The following is a 24,587-nucleotide window of genomic DNA, read 5'->3' on the forward strand; positions in this document are numbered from 1 at the left end:
CTTTAGCAATCGCTTGCATAGCTGTAAACTAAACCACTTGTATTACACCGTTCTAATCAAGAACCCATTTTATTTTCAATTTATGATACTCTTGCTTCCTCTCACACGCCATGCAGTGATCGAACTCTTTGTCACAAAAAAAACAAATGAATAACAACGAATTTCGCTCTATCCAAATCAAGCCGCTTGAATATCAATCAACTTTAGCTAAACAGCTGTTTTCTCATATTGAAAGCGTGCCGTGGGCAATGCTATTACGCTCTGCCTCAGAAAGCCACGTCGATAGTCGATACGACATTTTAGTTGCTCAACCCATCGCCACCTTCGAGACAATCGGTGCAAAAACGACCGTCAATGTTAATGAGACGTGCGAGGTTTCAGAGTCAGACCCTTTCGAACTACTCGACCAATATCAGCAGCAATTACTACCCGCAATCAGTGAGCACCCTGAACTGCCTTTCGTTGGTGGTGCTTTAGGGTATTTTAGTTACGATTTAGGGCGACGAGTAGAAGCTCTTCCCTCTCTTGCTAAGCGTGATATTTCTGCACCAGACATGGCGGTTGGATTATATGAATGGGCTGTGATTGTTGATCATAAGCTTAAAGCTGCGTTCCTTGTTGGGCAAAACATTGATACCCATTGGGGTTGGTTAACTCAACAACAATCGCCAAGCCAACAAGCAGAACAAGCAGAACGAACTCATCAGAAATTTGGATTAACCACCCCATGGCAATCCAATATGACTGAACAAAGTTATGCCAATAAATTCGATAGCGTTCAAGAGTACTTGTTGTCGGGTGACTGTTATCAGATAAACCTTGCTCAGCGCTTCAATGCCCAATACCAAGGCAGTGAATGGCTCGCTTATGAAAAGTTAGAGAAGTACAACTCAGCTCCATTCTCTGGTTTTATCCGTTTAGCAGGCTGCACCATTCTCAGTGTCTCACCTGAGCGTTTTTTAGAGCTCAATAGTGGCACCATTGAAACCAAGCCAATCAAAGGGACACGTCCTCGTTCTGAAAATTCCATGATTGATGACGCTAATGCTCAAGACCTGTTGAATGCTGAGAAAGATCAGGCAGAAAACCTGATGATCGTCGACCTGCTTCGTAATGATATTGGCCGAGTCGCAAAGCCGGGATCTGTTCATGTACCAAAGCTATTCGATATAGAGAGTTTCCCTGCTGTGCACCACTTAGTGAGCACGATAAGGGCAGAGCTTGATGTCCATCATTCAGCACATGACCTATTAAGGGCTTGCTTTCCCGGGGGGTCGATTACCGGCGCTCCAAAAGTTCGCGCGATGCAGATCATTGAGGAGCTAGAGCCTCATCGTCGCTCGGCGTATTGCGGTAGCATTGGTTATATCAGCCGTAATGGCAGAATGGACACCAGCATTACGATTCGTACGTTAGTGGCAGAGAACAATACGCTTTATGCATGGGCTGGCGGTGGTGTGGTATTCGATAGTGATTGTGCTTCTGAGTACCAAGAGACGTTGGATAAACTAAGTCGTATTCTACCTGTACTTGAGGAATGTTAAGCATAACGTCATTAACTGACAGTTTCGCGGCTTAACGGCCAGCGAAAGATCTATATAAGAAGAAGCCGAAATAAAAAAACCGAAGGATCGTAAGATCACTTCGGTTTTTTAGTCTTTGAGCTAGAACACATGACTCACAACGCTTTATTAATCTGTTTGAACGACCTTCACTGCAGAGACACCCCACTTCTTGAGCATTTCTTTAAGATCGTTGGCTGTGTAAGGCTTACTAAGAATGTCATCCATTCCACACTGAATACAACGTTCCCGCTCTTCCAGCGTCGTTCCGGCGGTGAGTGCCACAATAGGTTTAACGTAACCCTTAGCTCTAAGTTTCTCTGTCGCTTCAAATCCGTCCATGACGGGCATTCTGCAATCCATGAAAACAATGTCGTATTCATTATCTGAAGCAAGCTCAAAAGCTTCTACACCATTGCTCGCGGTAGCAGGTTCAATCTCATATTTACGTAACATTTGTTGGATGATGATCTGGTTCATCTTAATATCATCAACCACCAGCACTTTAAGCAGTGACAATTCGACTTCAGATTCAAAGCCTCTAGCGACACTATCACTCTCTGCTGGTACATCGACAACCTGAAGAGGAATCGAGATAGTAAACGTAGTGCCTGAGCCAACAACACTGGTCACCCCAATCACGCCATTCATCAGAGCCACCAGCTTGCGACAAATCGCTAAACCAAGCCCAGTGCCCTCATAATTTCGGCTACTTGAGTTGTCAGCTTGTGTGAAAGGTTCAAACAGCGTCTTATGTGAAGATTCGGCAATGCCTACCCCAGTATCTTCCACTGAGAAGACAAACTGGTTTTTGTCCCACTCAATATCGACATTGACGTGCCCCTCTTCTGTAAATTTGATCGCATTACCGATTAAGTTTACAAACAGTTGCGTGATACGTTCTAAATCGCCTTGGAAATGAGAAGGTACGTTAGATGCGACACTGATATTAAATTCGATCTGCTTCTCAATCGCCCGATTGACGAAGATACTTTCAATCGTATTTCTCAAATCATGCAACGCAAATTTCTTAGGAATAAGATCCAACATCCCTGCATTGATTTTGCTGAAATCAAGCAAGTCATTAATGATGGTTCTGAGAAACTCTCCAGATTGACTCAGGTTATTCACTATTTCACGCTGAGAATTGCTGAGTTCGGTATCGCTGATCAATTCGGCACTACCTAGCAAACCATTGAGCGGAGTTCTTAGCTCATGGTTAATCATGGCCACAAAGTCGCGTGTTGCCCTCTCGGACTCTTCCGCTCGTTTACGTGACTCAACATTTCGATTGATAGCAAGCTGATGAGTTAATGCACTGCAGATAAGATCGGTCACTAACAACAGTTGGCTTTGAATGAATTCGTAGTCCTGGTCTAACAATCTGACCTTCACGATTAACGCGCCGACTATGACCTTTTCGACCTCTAATGGCACCGTTAGCAGGTTGCCTTGCCAATGAGGTTCTTGAATGTATTGCTCTATCACCTCGACGGCTTCGTCACCATAGTCGTAGGTGTGTAACTGAGGGATCAGCTTGGGAGGCAAAATCAAACGACTGGCTTCGATCAAGTAACTGTTGGTCACATTCATCGTCAATTGTGACAACATGACGTCATCGAGATCATTTCTAAGGAACGCGCGCCCGAAATCAATCAACAGGTTGTCGATTTGTTCTTGGAATTCAATACGGCGTATATTCGCGTTTGAGCGCTTTTCTAACTGACGCAGAGCAAGCTCAAGCTGTTGGTTAGCCTCAAACAGTTCGAGGCTCTTTTGTTCCAACAACGCTTCAGCCGCTTTCCTTGCCGCGATTTGACGCTTAAGTTTCTTCTCTATGGCAGATGCCGGATCCATATCACTTTTCTACTTTGAGATTAAACCTAACCACGCTTTGGTCATCATTTTGCGGCGTCATTTCAACCGCGATAGATTCACCGTGGTATTCAGCACACCCTTCAATAAGCCCTAAGCAAACGTGAGACATGCACCTTGCGCTTTTATAGTCAAAAACAAGCTGTGCTTCAGTCGTGGTAATAAAGCTGAATTCAGGCGGCTCCGCATCCGGATAGAGCTTCTTCACTTCAACGTGAATATAGCGCTCTACGTGTTGGATAAATTGAAAGGTGGTCGTGCTATGAGCAAGGCTCGCTTTATTAGGCAATGAGGCCAATAAGTTCTTAAAGACCGACTGCCCAAAAACACGCTGTAAACTGGCGGCATCAATATCGGTTTTCTTACTCAAGTTGATAATCAACCTGACAAGGTCTTTGTGGTCATAGCTTCCGACCGACGTGTAGATCCCTTCGTCTTCTGACATCTCTAAAACTTCTTCCAAAAGCTCTAGCCCAAACTTGTCTTCAACAAGCTCTAAAAATTCGGTGAATATGATTCCTTTCATCTCATACCTTTTCTTCTATTTCTTTTTAGAATGGTCTACTAAGTTATTGTTATCAAATTCTTAAACAAAAAAACTACGTTTCATCACCTAATTTTATGACATGGGTAACGCTTACTCGGAAATGTACAAATATTGAATATAGCAAAACCCCTCATTTTGAGGAGATGGGTGACTGCCCCTCCCCTTTATTGTGCTTAGTTAAAGACTGAACTAAGGGTAAGTAAATGAAGACACACTCAAAATTGGTAATCAGCCCACGGTTATGTCTATACTTAAAATCATAATAATCAATATATTGGCTTGATATGAATAAAGAAAACTTCCTTCAACAATTTCAGCTTAACCCTACGGTTGGCTATCATCCCGAATCTGTAGAGCGTGTTTCGCATATCAGTGGCGATCAATTGCGCAAAGCGGCAGTGGTGGTCGGTTTAGTGGAACGAGAAGATGGTTTACATGTCATTTTTACTAAAAGAGCCGCTCATTTAAAGCATCATCCAGGCCAAGTCAGCTTTCCTGGAGGAAAACACGAACGTTCCGACCCTTCTATGCAATTTACTGCACTTAGAGAACTCCACGAAGAGGTGGGAATTCGATCGGATCAAGTTAAAATTGTTGGCCAATTACCTGCATTGAGTACTATTAGTAAATTTTCTGTGACACCGATTGTTGCAATGGTCGATCCTGACTATGAAGCCATCATCGATGAGAACGAAGTGGCCTCGATTTTTGAGGTGCCTGCCACCTATGTTTTAGACCAAGCCAAGTTACACAGCCACACAGTTAACGTTAAACAAATCAAGCATCGTGTTTTTGCGATGCCCTTCGAAGAGCACCTAATTTGGGGCGTTACAGCACAAATCATCCAATCTCTGCAGCGACATGTAGTGCAACAAATTACATAGAAACTACGTTTTGTTTAATCTCTGTTAACAAAATCCAGCCTTTCTATAGAACAGATTTATTAATGCAATTTTACGCAAACGTTTTCCTGGTATAAATCTGACCACTCCCGCCATTCGCATAATAAAAACTAATGTCTAGCATGAGCATAAATCACCTGTAGCACGCCAATTTCGTGATCAAAAATCCGTTTTTCGCATATCATGTGACACGCCGTTTCATTACATGATTTAGATCTATTTTTTACAGAAGAAAATTCTGCAGAATTAGCCCCAACTTATTTCCTGTTCCCAAAAAATGAGTAATTTAACATGAACACAACAACTTCTTCGGCAAATGCCGTTAAAGATTCAAGCAAGTTTAACTATAAAGATTTTACCTGGTGTTTATCACTATTCGGTACAGCAGTTGGTGCTGGCGTACTATTCCTTCCAATCAAAGCTGGTGCGGGTGGTTTTTGGCCATTAGTTATCCTAGCTCTAATCGCGGCACCAATGACTTGGTTCGCACACAAATCTCTAGCTCGTTTCGTACTGTCTGCTAAAAACCCTGAAGCTGATATTACAGACACAGTTGAAGAGCACTTCGGTAAGACTGGCGCAAACATTATTACTTTTGCTTACTTCTTCGCTATCTACCCAATCGTTCTTATCTACGGTGTTGGTATCACAAACACGGTTGATTCTTTCCTAGTAAACCAAATGGGTATGGAATCTATTCCACGTCCTCTTCTTTCTGGTGCACTGATCCTTGCTATGACAGCAGGTGTTGTATTCGGTAAAGAACTGATGCTTAAAGCAACGTCAGCAATGGTTTACCCACTAGTATTCGTCCTACTAGCGCTGTCTTTCTACCTAGTTCCTGAATGGAACACTTCAATGATGGAAACAAGCCCAGAATGGTCTTCAATGCCTTCTATTATCTGGCTTGCGATTCCAATCATCGTGTTCTCTTTCAACCACAGCCCAATCATTTCACAGTTCTCTAAAGAGCAACGTCGTGTATACGGTGAAGACGCAGTTAAGAAAACTGACGCGATCACTGGCGGCGCAGCAATGATGCTGATGGGTTTTGTAATGTTCTTCGTATTCTCTGTAGTGCTTTCTCTATCTCCAGAGCAACTAGCTACAGCGCAAGCGCAAAACATCTCGGTACTTTCTTACCTAGCTAACGTTCACGAGTCTCCACTTATCTCTTACATGGGTCCTCTAGTAGCGTTCGCAGCGATTACTTCTAGCTACTTCGGTCACTTCCTAGGTGCTCATGAAGGTCTTGTTGGTCTAATCAAGTCTCGCTCTGGTTCTTCAATCAGCACGATTGAGAAAGCATCTCTAGCGTTCATCGTTGTTACAACTTGGATTGTTGCGGTAGTTAACCCAAGCATCCTAGGTATGATTGAAACAATGGGTGCTCCAATGATTGCAGCTATCCTGTTCCTAATGCCTGTATTCGCGATGCAGAAAGTACCAGCAATGGCTAAGTACAAAACATCAGCACCTGTGCAAATCTTTACAGCTTTATGTGGTCTAGCGGCTATTAGTTCTGTAATCTACGGCGCTCTTTAATCTCAAGTCCTTTTTATAAGATGACATCCATCTTATATCGCGAGATTAGACAAAAAATATAATGATAATAAATGAGCCTCCCAACTCCCCTTGGGAGGCTCTCTTTTTGAGGTAATCGCTATGATTAGTGTATTTGATATCTATAAAATCGGTGTTGGTCCATCGAGCTCACACACAGTTGGACCAATGAAAGCGGGTAAAGAATTTATTGATGACCTACGTTCAATGGGAAAATTGCGCGACATCACTAAAATCACCGTGGACGTATATGGATCACTATCACTGACAGGGAAAGGTCACCACACAGATATCGCAATCATCATGGGTCTTGCTGGCAATACTCCTGAGAAAGTAGATATCGACTCTATCGCAGGCTTCATTGCTCGCGTAGAAGAAACTGAACGTCTACCTGTTGGTATGCACTGTCATACTGTTTCGTTCCCGAAAGATGGCGGAATGAATTTCCATACTTCGAACCTTTCTCTACACGAGAATGGCATGAGCATTCATGCTTGGGTTGATGACGAAGTAGCATACTCAAAAACATACTACTCAATTGGTGGCGGTTTCATCGTTGACGAAGAGAGCTTCGGCAAAGAAGAAGAAAACCCAATTAAAGCACCATACGAATTCACAACAGCTGAAGAGCTGGTTAATCAGTGTAAAGAAAGTGGTCTTTCTATCAGTACACTGGTTATGAAAAACCAAGCAGCTTTCCACTCAGACGAAGAGTCTCGTACTTACTTCGCTAACATCTGGAGAACGATGCGTGAGTGTATGGATCGCGGTATGAATACTGAAGGTATCCTGCCTGGTCCACTGCGTGTACCTCGTCGTGCAGCAGCACTTCGCCAACAACTGATCACTTCAGAAAAAACAACTAATGACCCAATGACGGTTGTTGACTGGGTGAATATGTTTGCTTTCGCAGTAAATGAAGAAAACGCAGCTGGCGGTCGTGTAGTAACGGCACCAACAAACGGCGCATGTGGCATCATCCCTGCGGTACTGGCTTACTACGATAAGTTCATCCAAACAGTGACAGAGAAAGACTACATTCGTTACTTCGCAGCTTCTGGCGCGATCGGTGGTCTTTACAAGCGTAACGCTTCTATCTCTGGCGCTGAAGTTGGCTGTCAGGGTGAAGTTGGTGTTGCATGTTCTATGGCTGCTGCTGGTCTTGCTGAGCTTATGGGTGGTAGCCCTGAGCAAGTATGTATGGCTGCAGAAATCGGCATGGAGCACAACCTAGGTCTTACATGTGACCCTGTTGCTGGCCAAGTACAAGTACCATGTATCGAGCGTAACGGTATTGCTGCAGTTAAAGCAATCAACTCAACTCGTATGGCACTTCGTCGCTCTTCTGCTCCTACTGTTTCTCTCGATAAAGTTATCGAAACAATGCTAGAAACCGGTAAAGACATGAACGCTAAATACCGTGAGACGTCTCAAGGTGGTTTGGCAGTTAAGGTGGTTTGTTAATTAGCATTAGTTTGTTAATAGCTTTCGAATCAATCTGCTTTTAATGAGCAGATAATAAAAAGGAACGCCGATGCGTTCCTTTTTTAGTATCTGAAACTTGGTAACTGATTCATTCAAGCGACCAAATTTTTTGCTAAATCACTTGCGAGATAAGTAAGAAGCAACCAAACAACAATGAGAACAACATCATTGGTCGGCCACCTTCAGCACTGTATCTGTCTTCCGCTACTTTCATGAAGCGTTGCTTATGAACCATCACCAGAGGAACAAACACAGCTAGGAATACTAAGATGATGCCAGCGTAGTTCAGCACTTGTAGGAACTTGTCAGCTGCAAGCAATGAACCCGCCAGCGGCAAGATGAAACTAATGCAGTAAGTGACCGCTGTGTTTTGGTTGAACATATCTCTGTTCTGGTTGAACAAAGACATCGCTACACCAAAGAAAGAAGTCAACAACGCCAAGCCAGTGAAGGTAGACAGTACGTTACCCACCCAAGGAGATTGAGCCTCAAACGCCGCCATCAAATCTGATACGTTCTTGAAGCTTCTAAATTGCTCTTCACTCAAGTTACCAACCACAGCAAACAACCAGCACAGGTAGCACACTAATGGAATCAGAGAACCGACGATCACCATGTTACGCAGCTGTTTGTCTGTCGCTTCGTGGTTGTAAGAAACCAAGGTTGGAATCACAACCATAAAGCCAAAGCTTGTGAACAGGATTGCACTGGTTTTGATTAGATCAACGTGGTCATGACTGGTTACCTGCATCAAGTTTTCTTGCGTCATGCTTGGTGCTAAAAACACCATAGTTGCAAACAAGCTTGCTAGCATCACAAAGAACAATGCGCGGTTGAGCTTATCAATCACTCCTGTGCCACTTGCGACGACTGCACCAGCAAGTAACGTAAACACGACTTGGCTCGTGCTCGCGGTGAGTTCAACGCCAAAGTTAGACAGTAACTTACTCAGCAAATCACCTGCGCCTAAAATGTAAGCCATCAATAGGCAAATCAATAACGCGTATAGCAAGCCGTTAGTCAGTAACTGGCCTTGTTTACCCAAGGTTTTTCGGGCAATTGAGTTTAGTCCTAGACCGCCACCCGCTTTGATGGTCGCTTCTAGAAGTAATAATGCTGCGTAAGTGGTACCGAAACAGATCAATACCATCAGCAGCGTGCCGTAAAGCAATCCGAATTGAGCTAATACCATTGGGATCGCAAGCATACCAGCACCGAGAGCGGTACCAGCGATAATTAGGGAGCTACCCATCATTTTAATATTCATTGTTTTTAACTTATTTGTTTATTTTTTATAGATATGAGTCTTCGTACATCGAGCGGATGACAAAGGGGTTCAGATAGAAATAGAGTTATAAAACGAATAACAATAGGAGCGATAAACGGTAAAGAAGCGTGCAGAGACGTGGTCGAACAAGGTGTTCAAAGGGGAGCTTGTCTTAAAAGAGGTAAAACGAGAAGCGTGAGTTTGCGTTAACTGATGTGGTGAACCTTCCGTAGGTTCAATAATCGGTGATGTAATCTTGAATTTCATGCATGTGTCCAATAATTAAGTCACATTCCATAGTAATTGAAGCAGCGTATCCATTGCTGCCCTACCTCTGTCATTAGAGGTGTTTTCATCTTATCGAATGAGCTTTGAAACACAACGCTATAACCACATTTTTTGCTATTAAACTGAACAAAACAGTCATTTGGATATAAATTAACCACCAAACCGCGTAAAACAATAATCATTTATAATAAAAACCAAAGAGAGACACAATGGTCTCTCTTTTTATCCAAACGAAAACATGACATTAAGGCGCAGGGCTATATAAACGAGGTGGACTGCTGTTGGGTAAGTGAATCAGATTTAAGCGATTACGTCTCGCCCATTCGACCGTCAGTGAGGTCGGAGCCGACAAACAAACCAAGGTTGCGATTTCGGCACGCACGGCTTTATGGATAAGCTCTAAACTGCAACGGCTCGTCATAATCACGAACCCTGACTTAGGGTTGATCTCGTTCACAGCCATCGCCCCTATTAGTTTATCCAGTGCGTTATGGCGGCCGATGTCTTCACGACAAAGTGAAATTTCACCTTTCGAATTCGCAAACAAAGCGGCATGTAAAGCACCGGATATTTTGGCTGCTTTTTGATGTTCGGCAATTCGCCCTCTCAACCCCTGAAAAACCAGTGGACTGGGTGGTAATGACGATGGCAATGGAACCAAATCCGGAAGTGCTTGTTCAAGCGCCTCAACACCGCACAAACCACAACCTGTGGTTCCAGCCAAGTTACGCCGCTGAGTTTTCATGTCCCAAAAAGCGCGATTGCTGATTTCTACTTGTGCGAAATGAGATTCACCATTGCCACCAATCTCAATATCACGAATTTCACTGAATCTTTTTATGATGCCGGTGCTTAAACTAAAACCGCGCACAAAGTCTTCCATGTGGCCAGGCGTCACCATCATAACCGCCTGACTGATCCCGTTATAACTGATCGCCAATGCAGATTCGTTTGCCAGAGGTGCATCCACCACCATGCTATAGCCCGTAAGCTCTCGATAGCTCATGGCATTGGGCTGTGGAGGCGCTTGATTAAAATCAGGCAGTTCAATATAGGATTGAGTTATACATCTCATAAAATCACCCGGAAAGACGGTCAGCTTGACGATATCGACTCAGACTGAAAACGTTACTGATTAAATAAATATCACTGGTTAAACAAACATCACTGATTAAACAAGTGTTTTGCTTCAGCAAAGCACTGATCAGTGAGTGCCGAATAAGGTTCTTGTTTACGCTTAAGTAGACCTAGAGGCGAATGCACCACGGCTTTTTCTATCGGTACGATACGCAGTTGTTCATTGAGCTCTTCCAATCCAGAGTTAAGCGGCATAACAGCACAGCATAGGCCACTAGTGACGGCTTGGATCAGGTGAAACGTAGAGTTACTTTCAATCAAAGTCTGCGGAACTAGGCCTTTACTACCGAAACTCAAATCAATCGAATGACGATAATGCATGCCTTTAGACAAAAGCCCCAAAGGAATGCTATTGAGTGATTCCCATAAGACTTCCGACTCAGCAAAATCAAAGAATCGGCTGTCATACAGAATGCCTAAATCCGTCGAGTTCATTTCTATAACGTCAAAATAAGCCGTATTGATCTGGTCGGTGTAACACATACCTAAATCAAGTTGGTTACGATTGAGCTGGTCTATGATCTGCTCAGATGTCATCGACAAAATTTGAAAACGAAGTTCAGGGAATTTTTCTGCTAAAGGCTTAATCAACTGCATTGGGTTTTGGCTAGCTAAAGGCACCATGCCAACTCTTAGCGAGCCGACCAGTTGACCACGGCAGTTAGCCGCTTCAGCTTGTAAACCGTCATGAGCCGCTAAGACCGTCTTTGCCCAAGCTAATATACGTTCGCCCGCTTCGGTAAACCCTTCAAAACGTTGACTTCTTGAAATCAACTCGAGGTCTAACTCTTCTTCTAAACGCCTTATCCTCATCGACAACGTAGGCTGAGTAATATGGCAAAGTGTCGCAGCCTGACCAAAGTGTTTCGTTTGATCTAAAGCGATTAAATACTTAAGTTGTTTTATATCCATGAATGATTAGTAAAACCTTGAAATGAAGCGTCGTCTTCGCGTTCGTCGTACATTCGCTGTTCTCTGTGATTGAAAAGAGCTATCACTGGAAATGACTCAACCTGTAAAACAACAGCTAAAATAAAACGGTATTTTTTGATTTAAATCAAAGTATGCCTAATTTAAATACAGGTCAAATCTAAATTATCTATAGCGTGATAGACAGCAACTATCACGGAAGACTCAGCTATACCAAGGCTGTTCGGCGAATCTCTCATAAAATAGAACTCACATCGCACTGGCTAATAAATTCTATTTATCACTGTAACAAGTCTATTTATCACTGTGACAAAAGCGATACTTTCCATATTTACTCGCCATGATAGATTCTATTTATCACTTAGTCGGCAATATCAATTGGACGCACCGCCCCTTAACGACATAACCTTTGATTTAGATCATGGCAAAAAAAACAGCCAGTCTATTTCTGAATTTTCAAAGCAGTAAACAGGTATCGACACAAAATAATCAAAACCGTTTTACTCCCGCCTTATTTTTATAACGCGCCTGTTTTTACCGGTTCCCTTGTTTACTGCCGTTCCCACGTGTGAGGAGTGCAGTTGTGAGCCAAAAAGAACAGATAAAAAAATATAAAGGTCCTGCTGGTGGTTGGGGGGCGTTAAAAGCCGTCACTAAGAGTTGGTGGGGCAGCGAAAACGCCATCAAAAACATTCGAACAATGCTTAAAACGAATCAAAACGGTGGTTTTGATTGCCCGGGATGCGCATGGGGTGAATCCCCACACGGCAGTAAAGTGAACTTCTGTGAGAACGGTGCAAAAGCCGTGAACTGGGAAGCCACAAATCGATTTGTGGATCCTGATTTTTTCGCTGAACACAGCGTAACATCCTTGTCATCACAAACAGATTACTGGCTGGAATATCAAGGCCGAATAACCCATCCGATGAAGTACGACGCTGCATCCGACCACTATATTCCTATCGAGTGGGACGAAGCATTCTCGCTCGTAGCCAAGCATTTGAAGCAACTCGACTCACCACATCAAGCTGAATTTTACACCTCGGGTCGAGCCAGTAATGAAGCGGCGTTCTTATACCAACTCTTCGTCCGTGCGTTTGGAACAAATAACTTCCCAGACTGTTCAAACATGTGCCACGAAGCCAGTGCAATTGGCATGAAAGATACGGTCGGTGTGGGCAAAGGAACCGTGATTTTTGACGACTTTGAAAAAGCAGACGCGATCTTTGTGCTCGGGCAAAACCCAGGCACTAACCACCCCCGCATGCTTGAACCATTGCGTGAAGCGGTAAAACGCGGTGCGCAGGTGATCTGTTTCAACCCATTGAAAGAACGTGGACTTGAACGTTTCCAAAACCCTCAAGTTCCGGTTGAAATGTTAAGCAATGGTTCAAAACCAACCAATACCGCTTATTTAAGACCAGCATTAGGTGGCGATATGGCGGTATTTCGTGGGATGGCTAAATATTTGCTGCAATGGGAGCGTGATGCGCTCGCAACCGAAGGAAAAGCCATATTTGATCGTAAATTCATCAGCGAACACACCACAGGTATTGATGAATACTTAGCAGAAGTTGATGCGACGACATGGGAACATATCGCTGAACAATCGGGGTTAGCTTTAAGCGAAATAGAAATGGTCGCTGACATGTACCGCCGTTCAGAAAAAGTGATCATGTGTTGGGCTATGGGGCTAACACAACATCGTCATTCAGTACAAACCATCAAAGAAGTAGCCAATGTGCAATTGTTGCGCGGCAACGTCGGTAAGCCAGGTGCTGGGCTATCACCTGTTCGGGGACATAGTAATGTCCAAGGCGATCGTACGATGGGTATCGATGAAAAACCGTCAAACCAATTGCTTGATAGCATAGAACGCCGCTTTAATTTCAATGTCCCACGTGATGTAGGCCACAACACCATACAAGCCATTAAAGCTATGGAGGAAAAACGCTCGAAAGTCTTTATTGGTTTAGGTGGTAATTTTGCGCAAGCCACACCCGATACTCCTCGCACGCATCTGGCGATGAAAAATTGTGACCTAACCGTTCATATCTCAACCAAACTCAACCGCTCTCACCTTGTTACCGGTCAAGATGCCTTGATTCTGCCATGTTTGGGACGTACGGAAATCGATACACAAGCTAATGGGCCGCAAGGCATCACTGTCGAAGATACCTTCAGCATGGTTCACATCTCTTACGGACAGCTCGAACCTCGATCAGAGCATTTACGTTCTGAACCAGCCATTGTCGCGGGTATAGCCAATGCCACACTGGGCAGCCATCCAATCGATTGGAATTGGGTCATTCAAGATTATGGGCATATTCGAGATCTCATTGCAGATACGATTCCGGGCTTTACTGACTTCAATCAGAAACTGGAAAATCCGGGTGGATTTCATTTAGTCAATCCTGCCGCAAATCGTCAATGGAACACCCTCAGTGGCAAAGCGCAATTTGGTTCCAACGAACTGCCAAAACAACTGATTAATGAAGCGGTGTTGCAGGGCGATAATAAACCCGACCTGATCTTGCAAACCATGCGTTCCCATGACCAATACAACACCACGCTATATGGCTTGAATGATCGTTACCGCGGTGTCTTTGGTATGCGCGAAGTTTTGTTTATCAATGAAGCGGATATATTGAAGCTCGGTTTTAAACCGGGTGACAAGGTCGATATGGTGTCGCTTTGGGAAGATGGTGTAACGAGAAAAGTGAAAGGCTTTACCTTAGTGGCTTATGACGTTCCACAGGGTCAGGCGGCGGCTTACTATCCTGAAACCAACCCTTTGGTTCCTCTAGACAGCTATGGTGAACGAACCTTTACCCCTACCTCGAAATTTATCGCCATCAGATTAGAAAAATCGATCTCTGACGCCATTCCCCTTTCAACCGTCAGCTAACTGGCAATCGGCAATCGGCAATTGAAAGTAAAAGTAAAAGTAAAAATCCACCTGTTTTGGCAGGTGGATTTTAATAATGACGCTTGGCCAGTATAAATACAGCCCGCTGAACATGTTTATTTAAGTCATGTACGTTTATTAGGCTTTCATGCTCTTCAAATTTAACGATAAACTCCCTTTCATTCGCCCAAAGAACATCATCACAAACTCGCTACATCACAGAAACATAACCACAACCGGAGTGTGGTCACACAATCGGTTATACCTCATAGGTGGTAGGGTCTCTTACACGTAAAGTATGCGCGTCATTATAATTAATAAAAACAAACACCTTATGCGCTCAACAATCACCTTTAAAATCCTAGTGGCCCTCGCCATTGTTTTCACTTTTCTATTAGCAATATCGACCTACTTTCAATATTCGCAGCAAAAGCAGCTTGTAAACTCAGTGTTAAGTGAGCAGCTTCACGATAAAGCGAGCAACTATTTCGATAGCCTCAATATGATGATGCTCACTGGCACCATGGCACAAAAAGAGACCCTTCGTCAGAAAGCGTTAGCTCAAGAAGGCATTGAAAATGTTCGCGTATTGCGTGCTGATGCGGTGAGTAAGTTATACGGGCCTGGCAATGACAACCAAACACCTGTGGATGATATTGATAAACGAGCGCTAGCGGGTGAAACCGTTATCGAACCCTTTTCTGCCGATTGGGGAAAAGGCTTGGTTATTGCTCTGCCAATGAAGTCGAGCGAGAACTATCGCGGCACCAATTGTGTGGCATGTCATATGGCGCCAGAAGGGGAAGTATTAGGTGCAATTCGACTTGAATATAACCTTAGCCATGTCAACTCGCTGATCAATACTCAAACGATGACAGCGATCGGTATCATGGCGGTGATCTCCTTTGCCGGATTCGTTCTTACTATGGGATTGATTCGTAAGATAATCGTTCGCCCGCTTCAACAAACCTCTCGCTTTATGACTCAAGTCAGCAGTGATAAAAACCTATCCACTCGGCTGCCAGAGCAAAGCAAGGATGAAATTGGCACGCTTGCTAACTCCATCAACTCGTTCATGGGCACCGTTTCCGACAGCTTAGAGAGGGTACAAGACACCTCGCACAAACTGAATGCGTCTGCCAACCAACTGACCAGTGTTGCACAAATTACCGAGCAAGCCGCCAGCGATCAACAAAACGAAACCGCTGAAGTACAAAACAATATCGAAGGGATACAGGCGCAGCAAGTTAATGTAGAACAAGCCACTTTAACCGCGTCAGAACTCATCAATCATACCGCTGATGTGGCCTGTAAAAGTGCGAACCAAGCACATGATGCAAGTAGTGAGATAAAGAACCTAGTCAGCAGCATAGAAGAAGTGAAACACAAGATACTGACACTCAATGAGCAAACCGGAGAGGTCTCTTCAATATTGAGTGTGATTCGTGGCATTGCCGACCAAACCAACCTTCTAGCCTTAAATGCGGCGATTGAAGCGGCTCGTGCGGGAGAGCAAGGTCGGGGCTTTGCGGTAGTGGCAGATGAAGTTCGAAATCTTGCATCACGAACGGCAGAGGCAACTGGCAGTATTGAGTCTATCATTCATCAGTTCCAGCAAGGCAGTGAAGAGTCGCTGACTTCTGCCGATCGCGTTTGCGAACAAGCACATCAAAGCTCAACAGATATCGACGCACTGTCCGTTGAAATGAACGGTGTCGTTGAAGAAATGAAACAAGTGCTGGCTCATGCGAAAAATATTCAACAACAGACGCAATCCACTACACACGCGACCGAAGATGTTCAACAAAAGGTTGAAACCATCACTTCTCACGCCGACAACACATCGCAGTCTGCGGCTGAGACTCGTGGAATCAGTAATGATTTAGAAGAGCTGTCTGATCACCTTGAATCTCTTATCAACCAATTCACCTTATCGAACTCAAAGACCAACGACAAAGGTCAGTCATAGGTCGTTAGAATTCCCCTACCGACATCAACAAAAAAGCGCTCAATGATGAGCGCTTTACCTTCATAACAATGTCTAGTTCAGGCTTTCAAGCTTAAAAGCTTTTAAAGTACCTTAAACCATGATTAGTGCGTAATGGAAACCGCGGTTAAGTCTTTATGCTTGTGGTACATCGCGTGTTTGAATATCAGATTCGCACTCACGGTATCCATTCCTGCGACTTCTACATAAGCGCCCTTTTTACGGAACTTAAATACGACCTTATCAAGCGCTTCAACTGAAGTGTTATCTAGGAAAGACGCATCCGAAATATCGATGGTCACTAAAGAGGTCGCATTGTCATAATCAAATAGATCGACAAACGCATCTGAAGAAGCAAAGAAGACATGGCCTTTTACTCGGTGGGTAGTGTGCATTTCGTTAGTCACGACTTCATCGGATATAAAGACCATGGATTTGCTAGCATGCGCATAAAACAGAGCCGATAGCACCACGCCAACCGCAACACCTATTGCGAGATTGTGAGTAAACACCACCACCGCCACGGTTGCTAACATGGTTACATTGGTTGGGAGTGTGTGGTCTTTAAGCTCAACAACAGAGCGCCATGAAAACGTGCCGATTGAAACCATGATCATCACAGACACTAAAGCGGCCATCGGTATCAGCTTCAACCAATCAGAAACAAACACCACCATTAGCAGTAAAACAACCCCGGCGATCAGGCTGGATAATCGGGTTAAGCCGCCAGATTTGATGTTAATGATCGACTGGCCAATCATCGCACACCCCGCCATACCACCAAATAGTGAAGCCACGATGTTCGCTACGCCCTGCCCTTTGCATTCATTGTTCTTATTACTTTCAGTATCGGTCAGGTCATCCACGATCGTCGCCGTCATCAATGATTCCAATAAACCTACAAGAGATAGAGCAATAGAATATGGAAGGATGGTTGTGAGCGTATCAAACGTGAATGGAATATTAGGGATCAAGAACACAGGCAGTGAGTCCGGAAGCTTACCCATATCTCCAATCGTTCTGACATCTAAACCAAATAACAAACTGATAATAGTCAGGGCAACAATCGCGACTAATGGAGAAGGTATTGCACGACCAAACTTGGGAAAATAAGGAAGCAGATAAATGATCGCCAAACCCAAAGCGACTAACACGTAAACGCTCGAAGGGACGTTGATCAACTCAGGGAGCTGAGCCATAAAGATAAGAATAGCGAGCGCGTTAACAAACCCAGTAATCACCGATTTGGAAACGAAATTCATCAGATTACCAAGCTTGAGGTATCCAGCCGCGATTTGAATGACGCCAGCAAGAAATGAAGCTGCGAGTAGATACTCTAGCCCGTGTTCTCTCACTAAGGTGACCATCAACAGCGCCATTGCACCCGTTGCCCCAGAGATCATCCCCGGACGACTGCCAACCAAAGCGGTTACAACACAGATACAGAAAGAAGCATAAAGCCCTACTTTAGGGTCGACGCCTGCGATAATTGAAAATGCGATGGCTTCAGGGATTAATGCGAGTGCAACCACAATCCCAGATAATGAATCTCCTTTAACGTTTGATAACCAGTGTTCTTTTAAATAATTAAGCATGTAATTCTCTTTTACTTGTACAGCCAGTCCTGCCTTGTTCAGACATAATTTGATCGACTGTTTTTCTTGAATGAGCGAGCGCTCGAAAAGTGCGGGTGTAGAGAGAATGCAGGGGTTAAGGCGGCGTAATTAACACGTGAATATTAAACTCCTCTAGTGGGTGATTGTTTATTAGATGGACTCGCACTTGTGCTTTGTGTTTGTCACTTAAGTTTCGGACAAGGTAGTGTAAGTATTGCACTAGGTAACCTAGGTATTACACAAGACAACTAAGCTATTACACGAGGTAATATAGATATTACAAAAGGAAACCGAGCTATTACACAGATAGCTCGGGTAACGCACAAGCTTGAATGGCTGCCAATATAAAGTGAGCGCTACATTAATCACACGTCCAATCTTGCAAACAAAGGTTTCGAATATTAACGCTTCTTAATCCGGCCAAAAACCGCTAGCGGTCTCGATTTCAGCCAGCTCTATGTTGTAACCAACGTCAGTTCACGTCGTTTCAATCACTCTGCTCACATCGATTTACAAGGTATTGAAGAATACTTAACCATTAGCGCTAGCGCACCTCTCTAGCACTCAAACAAATACCAAACAGAAAGCCAAATCGAACAAAAAACACACCCTAAAAGGTATTTCTGGTCAGTAGACACAATATTTTTTTCACCAAGTAAGAATAAAGGTTGAAGCTGTCGGTATGACAGGTAATATGTTCAATCGATTTAAAAAGTTTATACAACTCAATGTTTCGGCTAATTATTGTGCATATATATGTTCATTTGCCTCAATGCTAGAGACTTTGAGTTGAATTTGTCCCTCAATGGAGAATGAAATCAACATGACTTACGCGCCTGTAACAGACGTACTTGGCGGCAAGCTAGCGGTAGACAGTGAAGTAACTGTTCGCGGCTGGATCCGTTCACGTCGTGATTCCAAAGCTGGAATCTCTTTCCTTGCCATTTATGACGGCTCTTGTTTCGACCCGATTCAGGCCGTGGTTCCTAATAATCTTAATAATTACGAAGACGAAGTATTAAAGCTAACAACTGGCTGCTCTGTTGAAGTAACAGGTAAGATTGTTGAGTCTCCTGCGAAAGGTCAAGACTTCGAACTAGCAGCAACTGACGTTAAAGTTGTAGGCTGGGTTGAAGACGCTGACACTTACCCAATGGCTAAGACACGTCACTCTATTGAATACCTTCGTGAAGTTGCTCACCTACGCCCACGTACAAACGTGATCGGCGCAGTAGCACGTGTACGTAACTGTCTATCTCAAGCGATTCACCGTTTCTACCACGAGCAAGGTTTCTTCTGGACTTCAGCTCCGCTTATCACTGCATCTGATGCAGAAGGCGCTGGTGAAATGTTCCGCGTATCGACGCTAGACATGGAAAACCTGCCTCGCACTGACGAAGGCAAAGTTGACTTCAACGAAGATTTCTTCGGTAAAGAAACTTTCCTAACAGTATCTGGCCAACTTAATGCTGAAGCTTACGCTTGTGCACTAAGCAAGGTTTACACGTTCGGTCCTACGTTCCGTGCTGAAAACTCAAACACAAGCCGCCACCTAGCTGAATTCTGGATGGTTGAGCCTGAAGTTGCGTTTGCAGACCTTGACGATGTAGCGAAACTGGCTGAAGACATGCTTAAGTACGTTTTCGCTGCTGTTCTTGAAGAACGCCGCGACGACCTTGAGTTCTTCGCTTCTCGCATCGACAAAGAAGCAATCACTCGTCTAGAGCAATTCGTAGACGCTGATTTCGCACAAGTTGACTACACTGACGCAATTCAAATCCTACTAGATTCTGGTAAGAAATTTGAATTCGACGTTGAGTGGGGCATCGACATGTCTTCTGAGCATGAGCGTTACCTAGCTGAAGAGCACTTCAAAGCACCTGTTATCGTTAAGAACTACCCGAAAGACATCAAAGCTTTCTACATGCGCTTAAACGACGACGGCAAGACAGTTGCAGCAATGGACGTACTTGCACCAGGCATCGGTGAAATCATCGGTGGTGCACAACGTGAAGAGCGTCTAGACATTCTAGACGAGCGCATGATTGGTATGGGTATCGACCCTGAGCACATGAGCTGGTACCGCGACCTACGTAAATACGGCACAGTGCCTCACGCTGGCTTCGGTCTTGGCTTTGAGCGTCTAGTGTCTTACGTAACAGGTATGGGCAACGTTCGTGACGTTATCCCGTTCCCACGTACACCACGCTCTGCAAACTTCTAATTCGAAACCTATTCGATATTAAAAGTTAAGAACAAATAAAAACCTCCGCACTTGCGGAGGTTTTTTTATGTTCGGAATAAACGAGACGACGGCTGTTTCTGCGTACTACCATCTGGACTCCTTATTCAAAAGCTAATCCACGTCTTGGTCGATAGCGTATTTTATCGCGAGACCGCAGATTGCCATCATAACGAACGGGATAGCCGCTGTTGTATATTCAGCCCAAGCCATATCAGCGAAGGCTTTTGCCAGCAATACGTGGCCGAGAATAAGCAGAAGTGCACACACAATCGCGACAATAATCAGCTTAACTTCATTTCCCATAGTCATTTTCAACATAACGGTATCTCCAATATTTGGTCTAACTGTATTGAATCACAACTCTTTGTTGTACAAGGCGTACAGTTGCACCAGAAACAATCCGTACAGTTGAAATCATGGTCTGTTTTATGAGTGACTTAAGATTTACGAATGCGTAAGTTGATGTGCCAGTTTGCCAAGCAAGATTAGTGCTTGTTCTTTCTCTTCTGTAAGTTCATAAGAGAAGTTCAATCTGATCGCGTTATCTACTCTGCCCTTCTCACTAAACAGATCGCCTGAAGCGACGCTGATCCCCTGAGCAATCGCTAGCTGGTAAAATTGTTGACTGTCGAATTTGGCGGAAAGACGAATCCATATGAAGTAGCCACCAGCCGGTTCTTCAATCTCGACGGAATGCGGGAAGTACTGCTTGATGACCTCAATGAATCGTTCTTTTCTCACTAGAAGATTTTTACGTAATTTACGAAGGTGATTGTCGTAGCTTTCATGTGTTAAAAAGTGTGCGACGCCAAGTTGCACAGGCGCACTACTCGACAGTGTAGAAAGAAGCTGCAGCTTTTGAATGGCATCATTGAAACGCGTGTTCACAACCCAGCCGACCCGATAACCCGGACACAGACTTTTTGAGTACGAACCACAAAGCAGAACAGAATCGGTCTTATCGAAGGCTTTTAGTGGCTTGGGTTTATGCCCTTCGAAGTAGAGGTCACCATATACGTCATCTTCAATAATGTAGGTTTCGTGTTGTTCTGCAATCTGAACTACACGGCGCTTCGCTTCTTCAGACAAACTTGTCCCTGTCGGGTTTTGAAACGTCGTCATCAGCCAACACGCTTTTACATCTTGGTTTTGTAGTACGCTTTCAAACTGCTCAATGTTCAATCCATTGATTGGACAAACATCCACTTCGATAGGATTGAGTCCTAATCTTTCTACGGCCTGTAAAGCACCATAGAAAGCGGGAGATTCAATCACAACATTATCACCCGACTTAGTAACCGTTTGCAGGCTTAAGTTAAGCGCTTCCATTGCGCCAGAGGTAATCACGATATCTTGATGGTTAACCGTAATGCCTTGTTGCAGGTAACGCTGCGCGATTTGTCTTCTTAAGGACTCACTGCCCGGTGGCAGATTATTGATCACACTAGCACCTGTCATCTTTCTACCAGCACTGGCAAGGTTTCGAGTCAAGGTAGGTAATGGGAAAAGGTCAGGATCGGGGAATGCTGAGCCAAAAGGAATCACTCCCTCTGCTGAACTCGATTTCAAAAAGTCGAATAAGCGATCATTAATGGCTTTCTTTTTGTGCACTAACGGCAGTTCATAATCAACGCCGTCCACACGCGGTGCAACAAAATAGCCCGACTGAGGCTTAGCGATGATCCACCCTTCGCTTTCTAACAATTGGTAGGCTTGTAAGACAGTACTATTGCTGACGTTGTAATTTCGACAACTCATGCGTACCGAAGGGATCTTCTCTCCGGATCGCCAAGTGTTATTAGCGATCTGAGTTCGAATATCCTTTGCAAGCTCTTCATAACGCGCCATCTAATTGTACTACCTAGATAAATTCTAATAAGCCGGGGATTTTATCACTAACGTTAACAACTATTGCTGCTATCCATATGATTGGACCTAATTTCTATAATAGTGTGAATTGGTTCACAGATAACTTTGTATGCTTTGCTAAGTTTGTAACCAAGGCGGGAGCCAAGTTCGTTCTACGCCTCTATAATTTGATGTAACCCAAAAAACATGCGAGATAACAATGAAAAAAATAGAAGCAGACCAATTAAGTTATAAAGGAGAGTCAAACGGTGTTCATAGTTGGACAACACCGAGTGGCCAGCCATATTACTGGCACCCAGATTGGCTACATATCGCTGAAGATGCAACAGGCTCACATCCAAAGCAGAAGATCGACGTCGATCAAGACCAAGCACCAACAGAGAAACACGCGGTGTCTGCTATTCTGAAACACCTTAACCAATGGGCATCAGACAAACTAGCGTCTCACCCTGAGATTGAAACAGGTTCTATCGAAGCTGAAATCAACCTGAAAAAGTAATTGTTTTAAAGTAGATAGCGAACTCAATCACTCGCGATTCCACTAAAGTATAACGACTGAATAGCCTCTAATCTCAACGAGGCTATTCAAGTATCTTCATAGTAATGCTGCAATAACCCCCACCTAGCTAACAAATCACTAACACAAACCAGTTTCTTGTATCATTCCACGAAAGCTATCGATAGAATTTCCGGTCTTATTCACGTCAGTTATGCTAATCACTCGTAATTCTAAAGTCGTGAATCAATGAATGCATAAATCTAATAAGAATGAGAACAAAGGCTTATCGATGGATACTTCAAATTACAATCAATCGCTAACGACTAAATTATACGTCATCGCTGGCGTGCTGTTTGGCACCTACGGCAGTCGGGTGTGCCCAATGCTCGAAAGCTTAACGACGTTAGAGATTTTCACACAAGTCAGTATTGTGTTTGTCTTATTATGGCTCGCGCGTCGTTACTTATTAGCGCAACACACCTTAGTCAAACAAGGTCGCTTCGCGCAGCTCGATACCCTGCTATTTTTTGCTGCAAGTGTGCCTTTCGCGCTCTACTACAACTTAAGCTATGAATTCACCATAGACAGTAATTTGAAGGTGCTGTTTGGAATGAGTCTATTCGGCTTCTTTACTGGAACCATCCTTCAACTGAGTGCCAAGCTTAGTCAAATGGACAAAATGGAAGAGTCTGGACAATTTGATTTCCGATTAATTGGTGAAAGGAGTTCACTGGTTAAGCAAATGATTGGTTTGGTTATCGTGCTTCTGGTAACACTAACCACCATGCTGACGATGATTGCGGTTAAAGATATCTTCTGGTTAGAGCACAACCCTGAACGCTTGTTGGATGGCACAGGCAAGATCAGCGTGATTAAAGAGTTCATTTATTTGGCAGTGGTGCTGGGTGGCTACGCAATCATCATCATGACACTTTGGAGTAAACTGATTAAACGCATTTTGCTTAGCCAAGAGTGTGCATTGAGCAAGGTCACCAATGGCGAACAAGGTGTTCGTTTACCTATTTTCGGTTACAACGAGCTAGGCTCAATGGCATCAATGACCAACACCATGCTTGATAGCCTCGAAACGGCACAAAACGAAGTCAAAACGACCCGTGACGTTGCGATCGTAAGTTTGTCTGCGTTGGCAGAATCTCGAGACAATGAAACCGGTGCTCACATTCTGAGAACCCAAGAATACGTAAAGGTACTCGCACAAGAGCTCAGTAAGTCGGAAATCCACGCAAACTTGTTAACACCAAACTACATAGAGCTGCTTTACAAATCTGCTCCACTTCATGACGTAGGCAAAGTAGGCGTTCCTGATAACGTGTTATTAAAGCCGGGCAAATTAACTGACGAAGAGTTTGAGATAATGAAAGGTCACCCCGCAATTGGTGCTGAAGCGTTATCTATTGCAGAAAAGCAGTTAGGAAGCAGCTCTTTCCTGAGAGTCGCGAAAGAGATATCTCTGACCCACCACGAAAAATGGAACGGCAGCGGTTATCCAAATCAGCTGTCTGGTGAGGACATTCCATTATCCGGTCGCTTGATGGCATTAGCCGATGTTTATGACGCGTTAATATCAAAACGAGTCTACAAGCCAGCCTTTACTCATGAACAAGCTAAGCAGATCATCTTAGAGGGCAATGGGACGCATTTTGATCCGCAAGTTGTCCAAGCTTTTCTGGCTGTCGAACAAGAGTTTGTTTCGATTGCCGCAACCTACAAAGATGGCAAAAATGTACCAAGTGAACTCGAGCGTGAAAGCTTTATTGCTCAACCAGCCTAATCTATATAAAAACCACTAACTTCTTGCACCCTATAGGTTAATCCGTAGGGTGTTTTGTTATCAAATACCCTCTTTAGTCAATAAATCTGATTGAAATGGATTTTTTTTGGCCTTT

The 24,587-nt window shown here is 43.9% G+C and carries 18 protein-coding genes; 9 read left to right on the forward strand and 9 right to left on the reverse strand.

Going from position 1 to position 24,587, the window contains the following annotated elements; all coding sequences use genetic code 11:
* Positions 1–146 precede the first annotated feature (146 nt).
* Positions 147–1,544, forward strand: a complete 1,398-nt coding sequence (gene pabB, locus AACR09_RS10690; RefSeq protein ID WP_193834942.1) for an aminodeoxychorismate synthase component I — start codon at positions 147–149, stop codon at positions 1,542–1,544.
* Positions 1,545–1,691: 147 nt separating this feature from the next.
* Here the strand turns inward: pabB and AACR09_RS10695 are convergent, their stop codons facing one another.
* Positions 1,692–3,419, reverse strand: coding sequence for an ATP-binding protein (locus AACR09_RS10695; RefSeq protein ID WP_193834943.1), 1,728 nt, complete (start codon positions 3,417–3,419; stop codon positions 1,692–1,694).
* Position 3,420: 1 nt separating this feature from the next.
* The gene (locus AACR09_RS10700; RefSeq protein ID WP_017080579.1) at positions 3,421–3,963 is read right to left on the reverse strand and encodes a heme NO-binding domain-containing protein; all 543 of its coding nucleotides are present in this window, start codon (positions 3,961–3,963) and stop codon (positions 3,421–3,423) included.
* Positions 3,964–4,268: 305 nt separating this feature from the next.
* On the opposite strand from AACR09_RS10700, the gene AACR09_RS10705 reads away from it, so the two are divergent.
* The 3 genes from AACR09_RS10705 to AACR09_RS10715 all read left to right on the forward strand — a co-directional run bounded on the left by AACR09_RS10705 (position 4,269) and on the right by AACR09_RS10715 (position 7,913).
* Positions 4,269–4,868, forward strand: coding sequence for a CoA pyrophosphatase (locus AACR09_RS10705; protein WP_004734720.1), 600 nt, complete (start codon positions 4,269–4,271; stop codon positions 4,866–4,868).
* Between the two features lie 309 nt (positions 4,869–5,177).
* Entirely contained in the window at positions 5,178–6,431 is a 1,254-nt protein-coding gene (locus AACR09_RS10710) for an aromatic amino acid transport family protein (RefSeq protein WP_004734718.1), read from the forward strand.
* A gap of 120 nt (positions 6,432–6,551) precedes the next feature.
* On the forward strand, positions 6,552–7,913 hold the full coding sequence (locus AACR09_RS10715; protein WP_102307422.1) for an L-serine ammonia-lyase: 1,362 nt from the start codon (positions 6,552–6,554) through the stop codon (positions 7,911–7,913).
* Positions 7,914–8,046: 133 nt separating this feature from the next.
* Here AACR09_RS10715 and AACR09_RS10720 read toward each other — a convergent pair whose 3' ends face one another.
* The 4 genes from AACR09_RS10720 to AACR09_RS10735 form a co-directional block, all read right to left on the reverse strand.
* Positions 8,047–9,189: an amino acid permease gene (locus AACR09_RS10720; protein ID WP_193835046.1), complete on the reverse strand. Its 1,143-nt coding sequence runs from the start codon at positions 9,187–9,189 to the stop codon at positions 8,047–8,049.
* Positions 9,190–9,270: 81 nt separating this feature from the next.
* Positions 9,271–9,468 (reverse strand): hypothetical protein, encoded by a 198-nt coding sequence (locus AACR09_RS10725; protein ID WP_125458453.1) that lies wholly within the window; start codon positions 9,466–9,468, stop codon positions 9,271–9,273.
* A gap of 265 nt (positions 9,469–9,733) precedes the next feature.
* A complete protein-coding gene (gene fdhD, locus AACR09_RS10730) occupies positions 9,734–10,564 on the reverse strand; it encodes a formate dehydrogenase accessory sulfurtransferase FdhD (RefSeq protein WP_017083353.1) in 831 nt (276 codons plus the stop codon).
* A gap of 89 nt (positions 10,565–10,653) precedes the next feature.
* A complete protein-coding gene (locus tag AACR09_RS10735; RefSeq protein WP_004734714.1) occupies positions 10,654–11,538 on the reverse strand; it encodes a LysR family transcriptional regulator in 885 nt (294 codons plus the stop codon).
* 601 nt (positions 11,539–12,139) lie between these two features.
* On the opposite strand from AACR09_RS10735, the gene AACR09_RS10740 reads away from it, so the two are divergent.
* Together AACR09_RS10740 and AACR09_RS10745 are read left to right on the forward strand one after the other, a co-directional pair.
* Complete coding sequence (locus AACR09_RS10740; RefSeq protein ID WP_193834944.1) at positions 12,140–14,464, forward strand: FdhF/YdeP family oxidoreductase; 2,325 nt, start codon at positions 12,140–12,142, stop codon at positions 14,462–14,464.
* A gap of 334 nt (positions 14,465–14,798) precedes the next feature.
* Entirely contained in the window at positions 14,799–16,433 is a 1,635-nt protein-coding gene (locus AACR09_RS10745) for a methyl-accepting chemotaxis protein (protein WP_029222142.1), read from the forward strand.
* A gap of 122 nt (positions 16,434–16,555) precedes the next feature.
* On the opposite strand, the gene AACR09_RS10750 is transcribed toward AACR09_RS10745, so the two are convergent.
* Complete coding sequence (locus AACR09_RS10750) at positions 16,556–18,046, reverse strand: SulP family inorganic anion transporter (RefSeq protein ID WP_108092918.1); 1,491 nt, start codon at positions 18,044–18,046, stop codon at positions 16,556–16,558.
* Between the two features lie 844 nt (positions 18,047–18,890).
* Here AACR09_RS10750 and asnS point away from each other — a divergent pair.
* A complete protein-coding gene (asnS, locus tag AACR09_RS10755) occupies positions 18,891–20,291 on the forward strand; it encodes an asparagine--tRNA ligase (RefSeq protein WP_004734710.1) in 1,401 nt (466 codons plus the stop codon).
* A gap of 132 nt (positions 20,292–20,423) precedes the next feature.
* Here asnS and AACR09_RS10760 read toward each other — a convergent pair whose 3' ends face one another.
* Positions 20,424–20,630: a hypothetical protein gene (locus tag AACR09_RS10760; protein WP_004734707.1), complete on the reverse strand. Its 207-nt coding sequence runs from the start codon at positions 20,628–20,630 to the stop codon at positions 20,424–20,426.
* 126 nt (positions 20,631–20,756) lie between these two features.
* Positions 20,757–22,160, reverse strand: coding sequence for an aminotransferase-like domain-containing protein (locus tag AACR09_RS10765; RefSeq protein WP_193834945.1), 1,404 nt, complete (start codon positions 22,158–22,160; stop codon positions 20,757–20,759).
* Between the two features lie 220 nt (positions 22,161–22,380).
* On the opposite strand from AACR09_RS10765, the gene AACR09_RS10770 reads away from it, so the two are divergent.
* Both AACR09_RS10770 and AACR09_RS10775 read left to right on the forward strand, forming a co-directional pair.
* Positions 22,381–22,680, forward strand: coding sequence for a hypothetical protein (locus tag AACR09_RS10770; protein ID WP_004734705.1), 300 nt, complete (start codon positions 22,381–22,383; stop codon positions 22,678–22,680).
* A 250-nt stretch (positions 22,681–22,930) separates the two neighbouring features.
* Positions 22,931–24,472 carry an HD-GYP domain-containing protein gene (locus tag AACR09_RS10775; RefSeq protein ID WP_193834946.1) on the forward strand — a complete coding sequence of 514 codons (1,542 nt, stop codon included), beginning with the start codon at positions 22,931–22,933 and terminating at the stop codon, positions 24,470–24,472.
* The last annotated feature ends 115 nt before the right edge of the window (positions 24,473–24,587 follow it).

Source organism: Vibrio sp. OPT20 (assembly GCF_963889365.1).
GTDB classification, from domain to species: Bacteria; Pseudomonadota; Gammaproteobacteria; order Enterobacterales; family Vibrionaceae; genus Vibrio; species Vibrio splendidus.

Bases quoted from the DNA above. Each gene is read 5' to 3' on its own strand.
- asnS (WP_004734710.1), top strand. From the start codon at position 18,891: ATGACTTACGCGCCTGTAACAGACGTACTTGGCGGCAAGCTAGCGGTA.
- AACR09_RS10735 (WP_004734714.1), bottom strand. From the start codon at position 11,538: ATGGATATAAAACAACTTAAGTATTTAATCGCTTTAGATCAAACGAAA.
- pabB (WP_193834942.1), top strand. From the start codon at position 147: ATGAATAACAACGAATTTCGCTCTATCCAAATCAAGCCGCTTGAATAT.
- AACR09_RS10750 (WP_108092918.1), bottom strand. From the start codon at position 18,046: ATGCTTAATTATTTAAAAGAACACTGGTTATCAAACGTTAAAGGAGAT.
- AACR09_RS10775 (WP_193834946.1), top strand. From the start codon at position 22,931: ATGCATAAATCTAATAAGAATGAGAACAAAGGCTTATCGATGGATACT.
- AACR09_RS10765 (WP_193834945.1), bottom strand. From the start codon at position 22,160: ATGGCGCGTTATGAAGAGCTTGCAAAGGATATTCGAACTCAGATCGCT.
- AACR09_RS10725 (WP_125458453.1), bottom strand. From the start codon at position 9,468: ATGAAATTCAAGATTACATCACCGATTATTGAACCTACGGAAGGTTCA.
- AACR09_RS10705 (WP_004734720.1), top strand. From the start codon at position 4,269: ATGAATAAAGAAAACTTCCTTCAACAATTTCAGCTTAACCCTACGGTT.
- AACR09_RS10695 (WP_193834943.1), bottom strand. From the start codon at position 3,419: ATGGATCCGGCATCTGCCATAGAGAAGAAACTTAAGCGTCAAATCGCG.
- AACR09_RS10700 (WP_017080579.1), bottom strand. From the start codon at position 3,963: ATGAAAGGAATCATATTCACCGAATTTTTAGAGCTTGTTGAAGACAAG.
- AACR09_RS10720 (WP_193835046.1), bottom strand. From the start codon at position 9,189: ATGATGGGTAGCTCCCTAATTATCGCTGGTACCGCTCTCGGTGCTGGT.
- AACR09_RS10745 (WP_029222142.1), top strand. From the start codon at position 14,799: ATGCGCTCAACAATCACCTTTAAAATCCTAGTGGCCCTCGCCATTGTT.
- AACR09_RS10715 (WP_102307422.1), top strand. From the start codon at position 6,552: ATGATTAGTGTATTTGATATCTATAAAATCGGTGTTGGTCCATCGAGC.
- AACR09_RS10710 (WP_004734718.1), top strand. From the start codon at position 5,178: ATGAACACAACAACTTCTTCGGCAAATGCCGTTAAAGATTCAAGCAAG.
- AACR09_RS10760 (WP_004734707.1), bottom strand. From the start codon at position 20,630: ATGTTGAAAATGACTATGGGAAATGAAGTTAAGCTGATTATTGTCGCG.
- fdhD (WP_017083353.1), bottom strand. From the start codon at position 10,564: ATGAGATGTATAACTCAATCCTATATTGAACTGCCTGATTTTAATCAA.
- AACR09_RS10770 (WP_004734705.1), top strand. From the start codon at position 22,381: ATGAAAAAAATAGAAGCAGACCAATTAAGTTATAAAGGAGAGTCAAAC.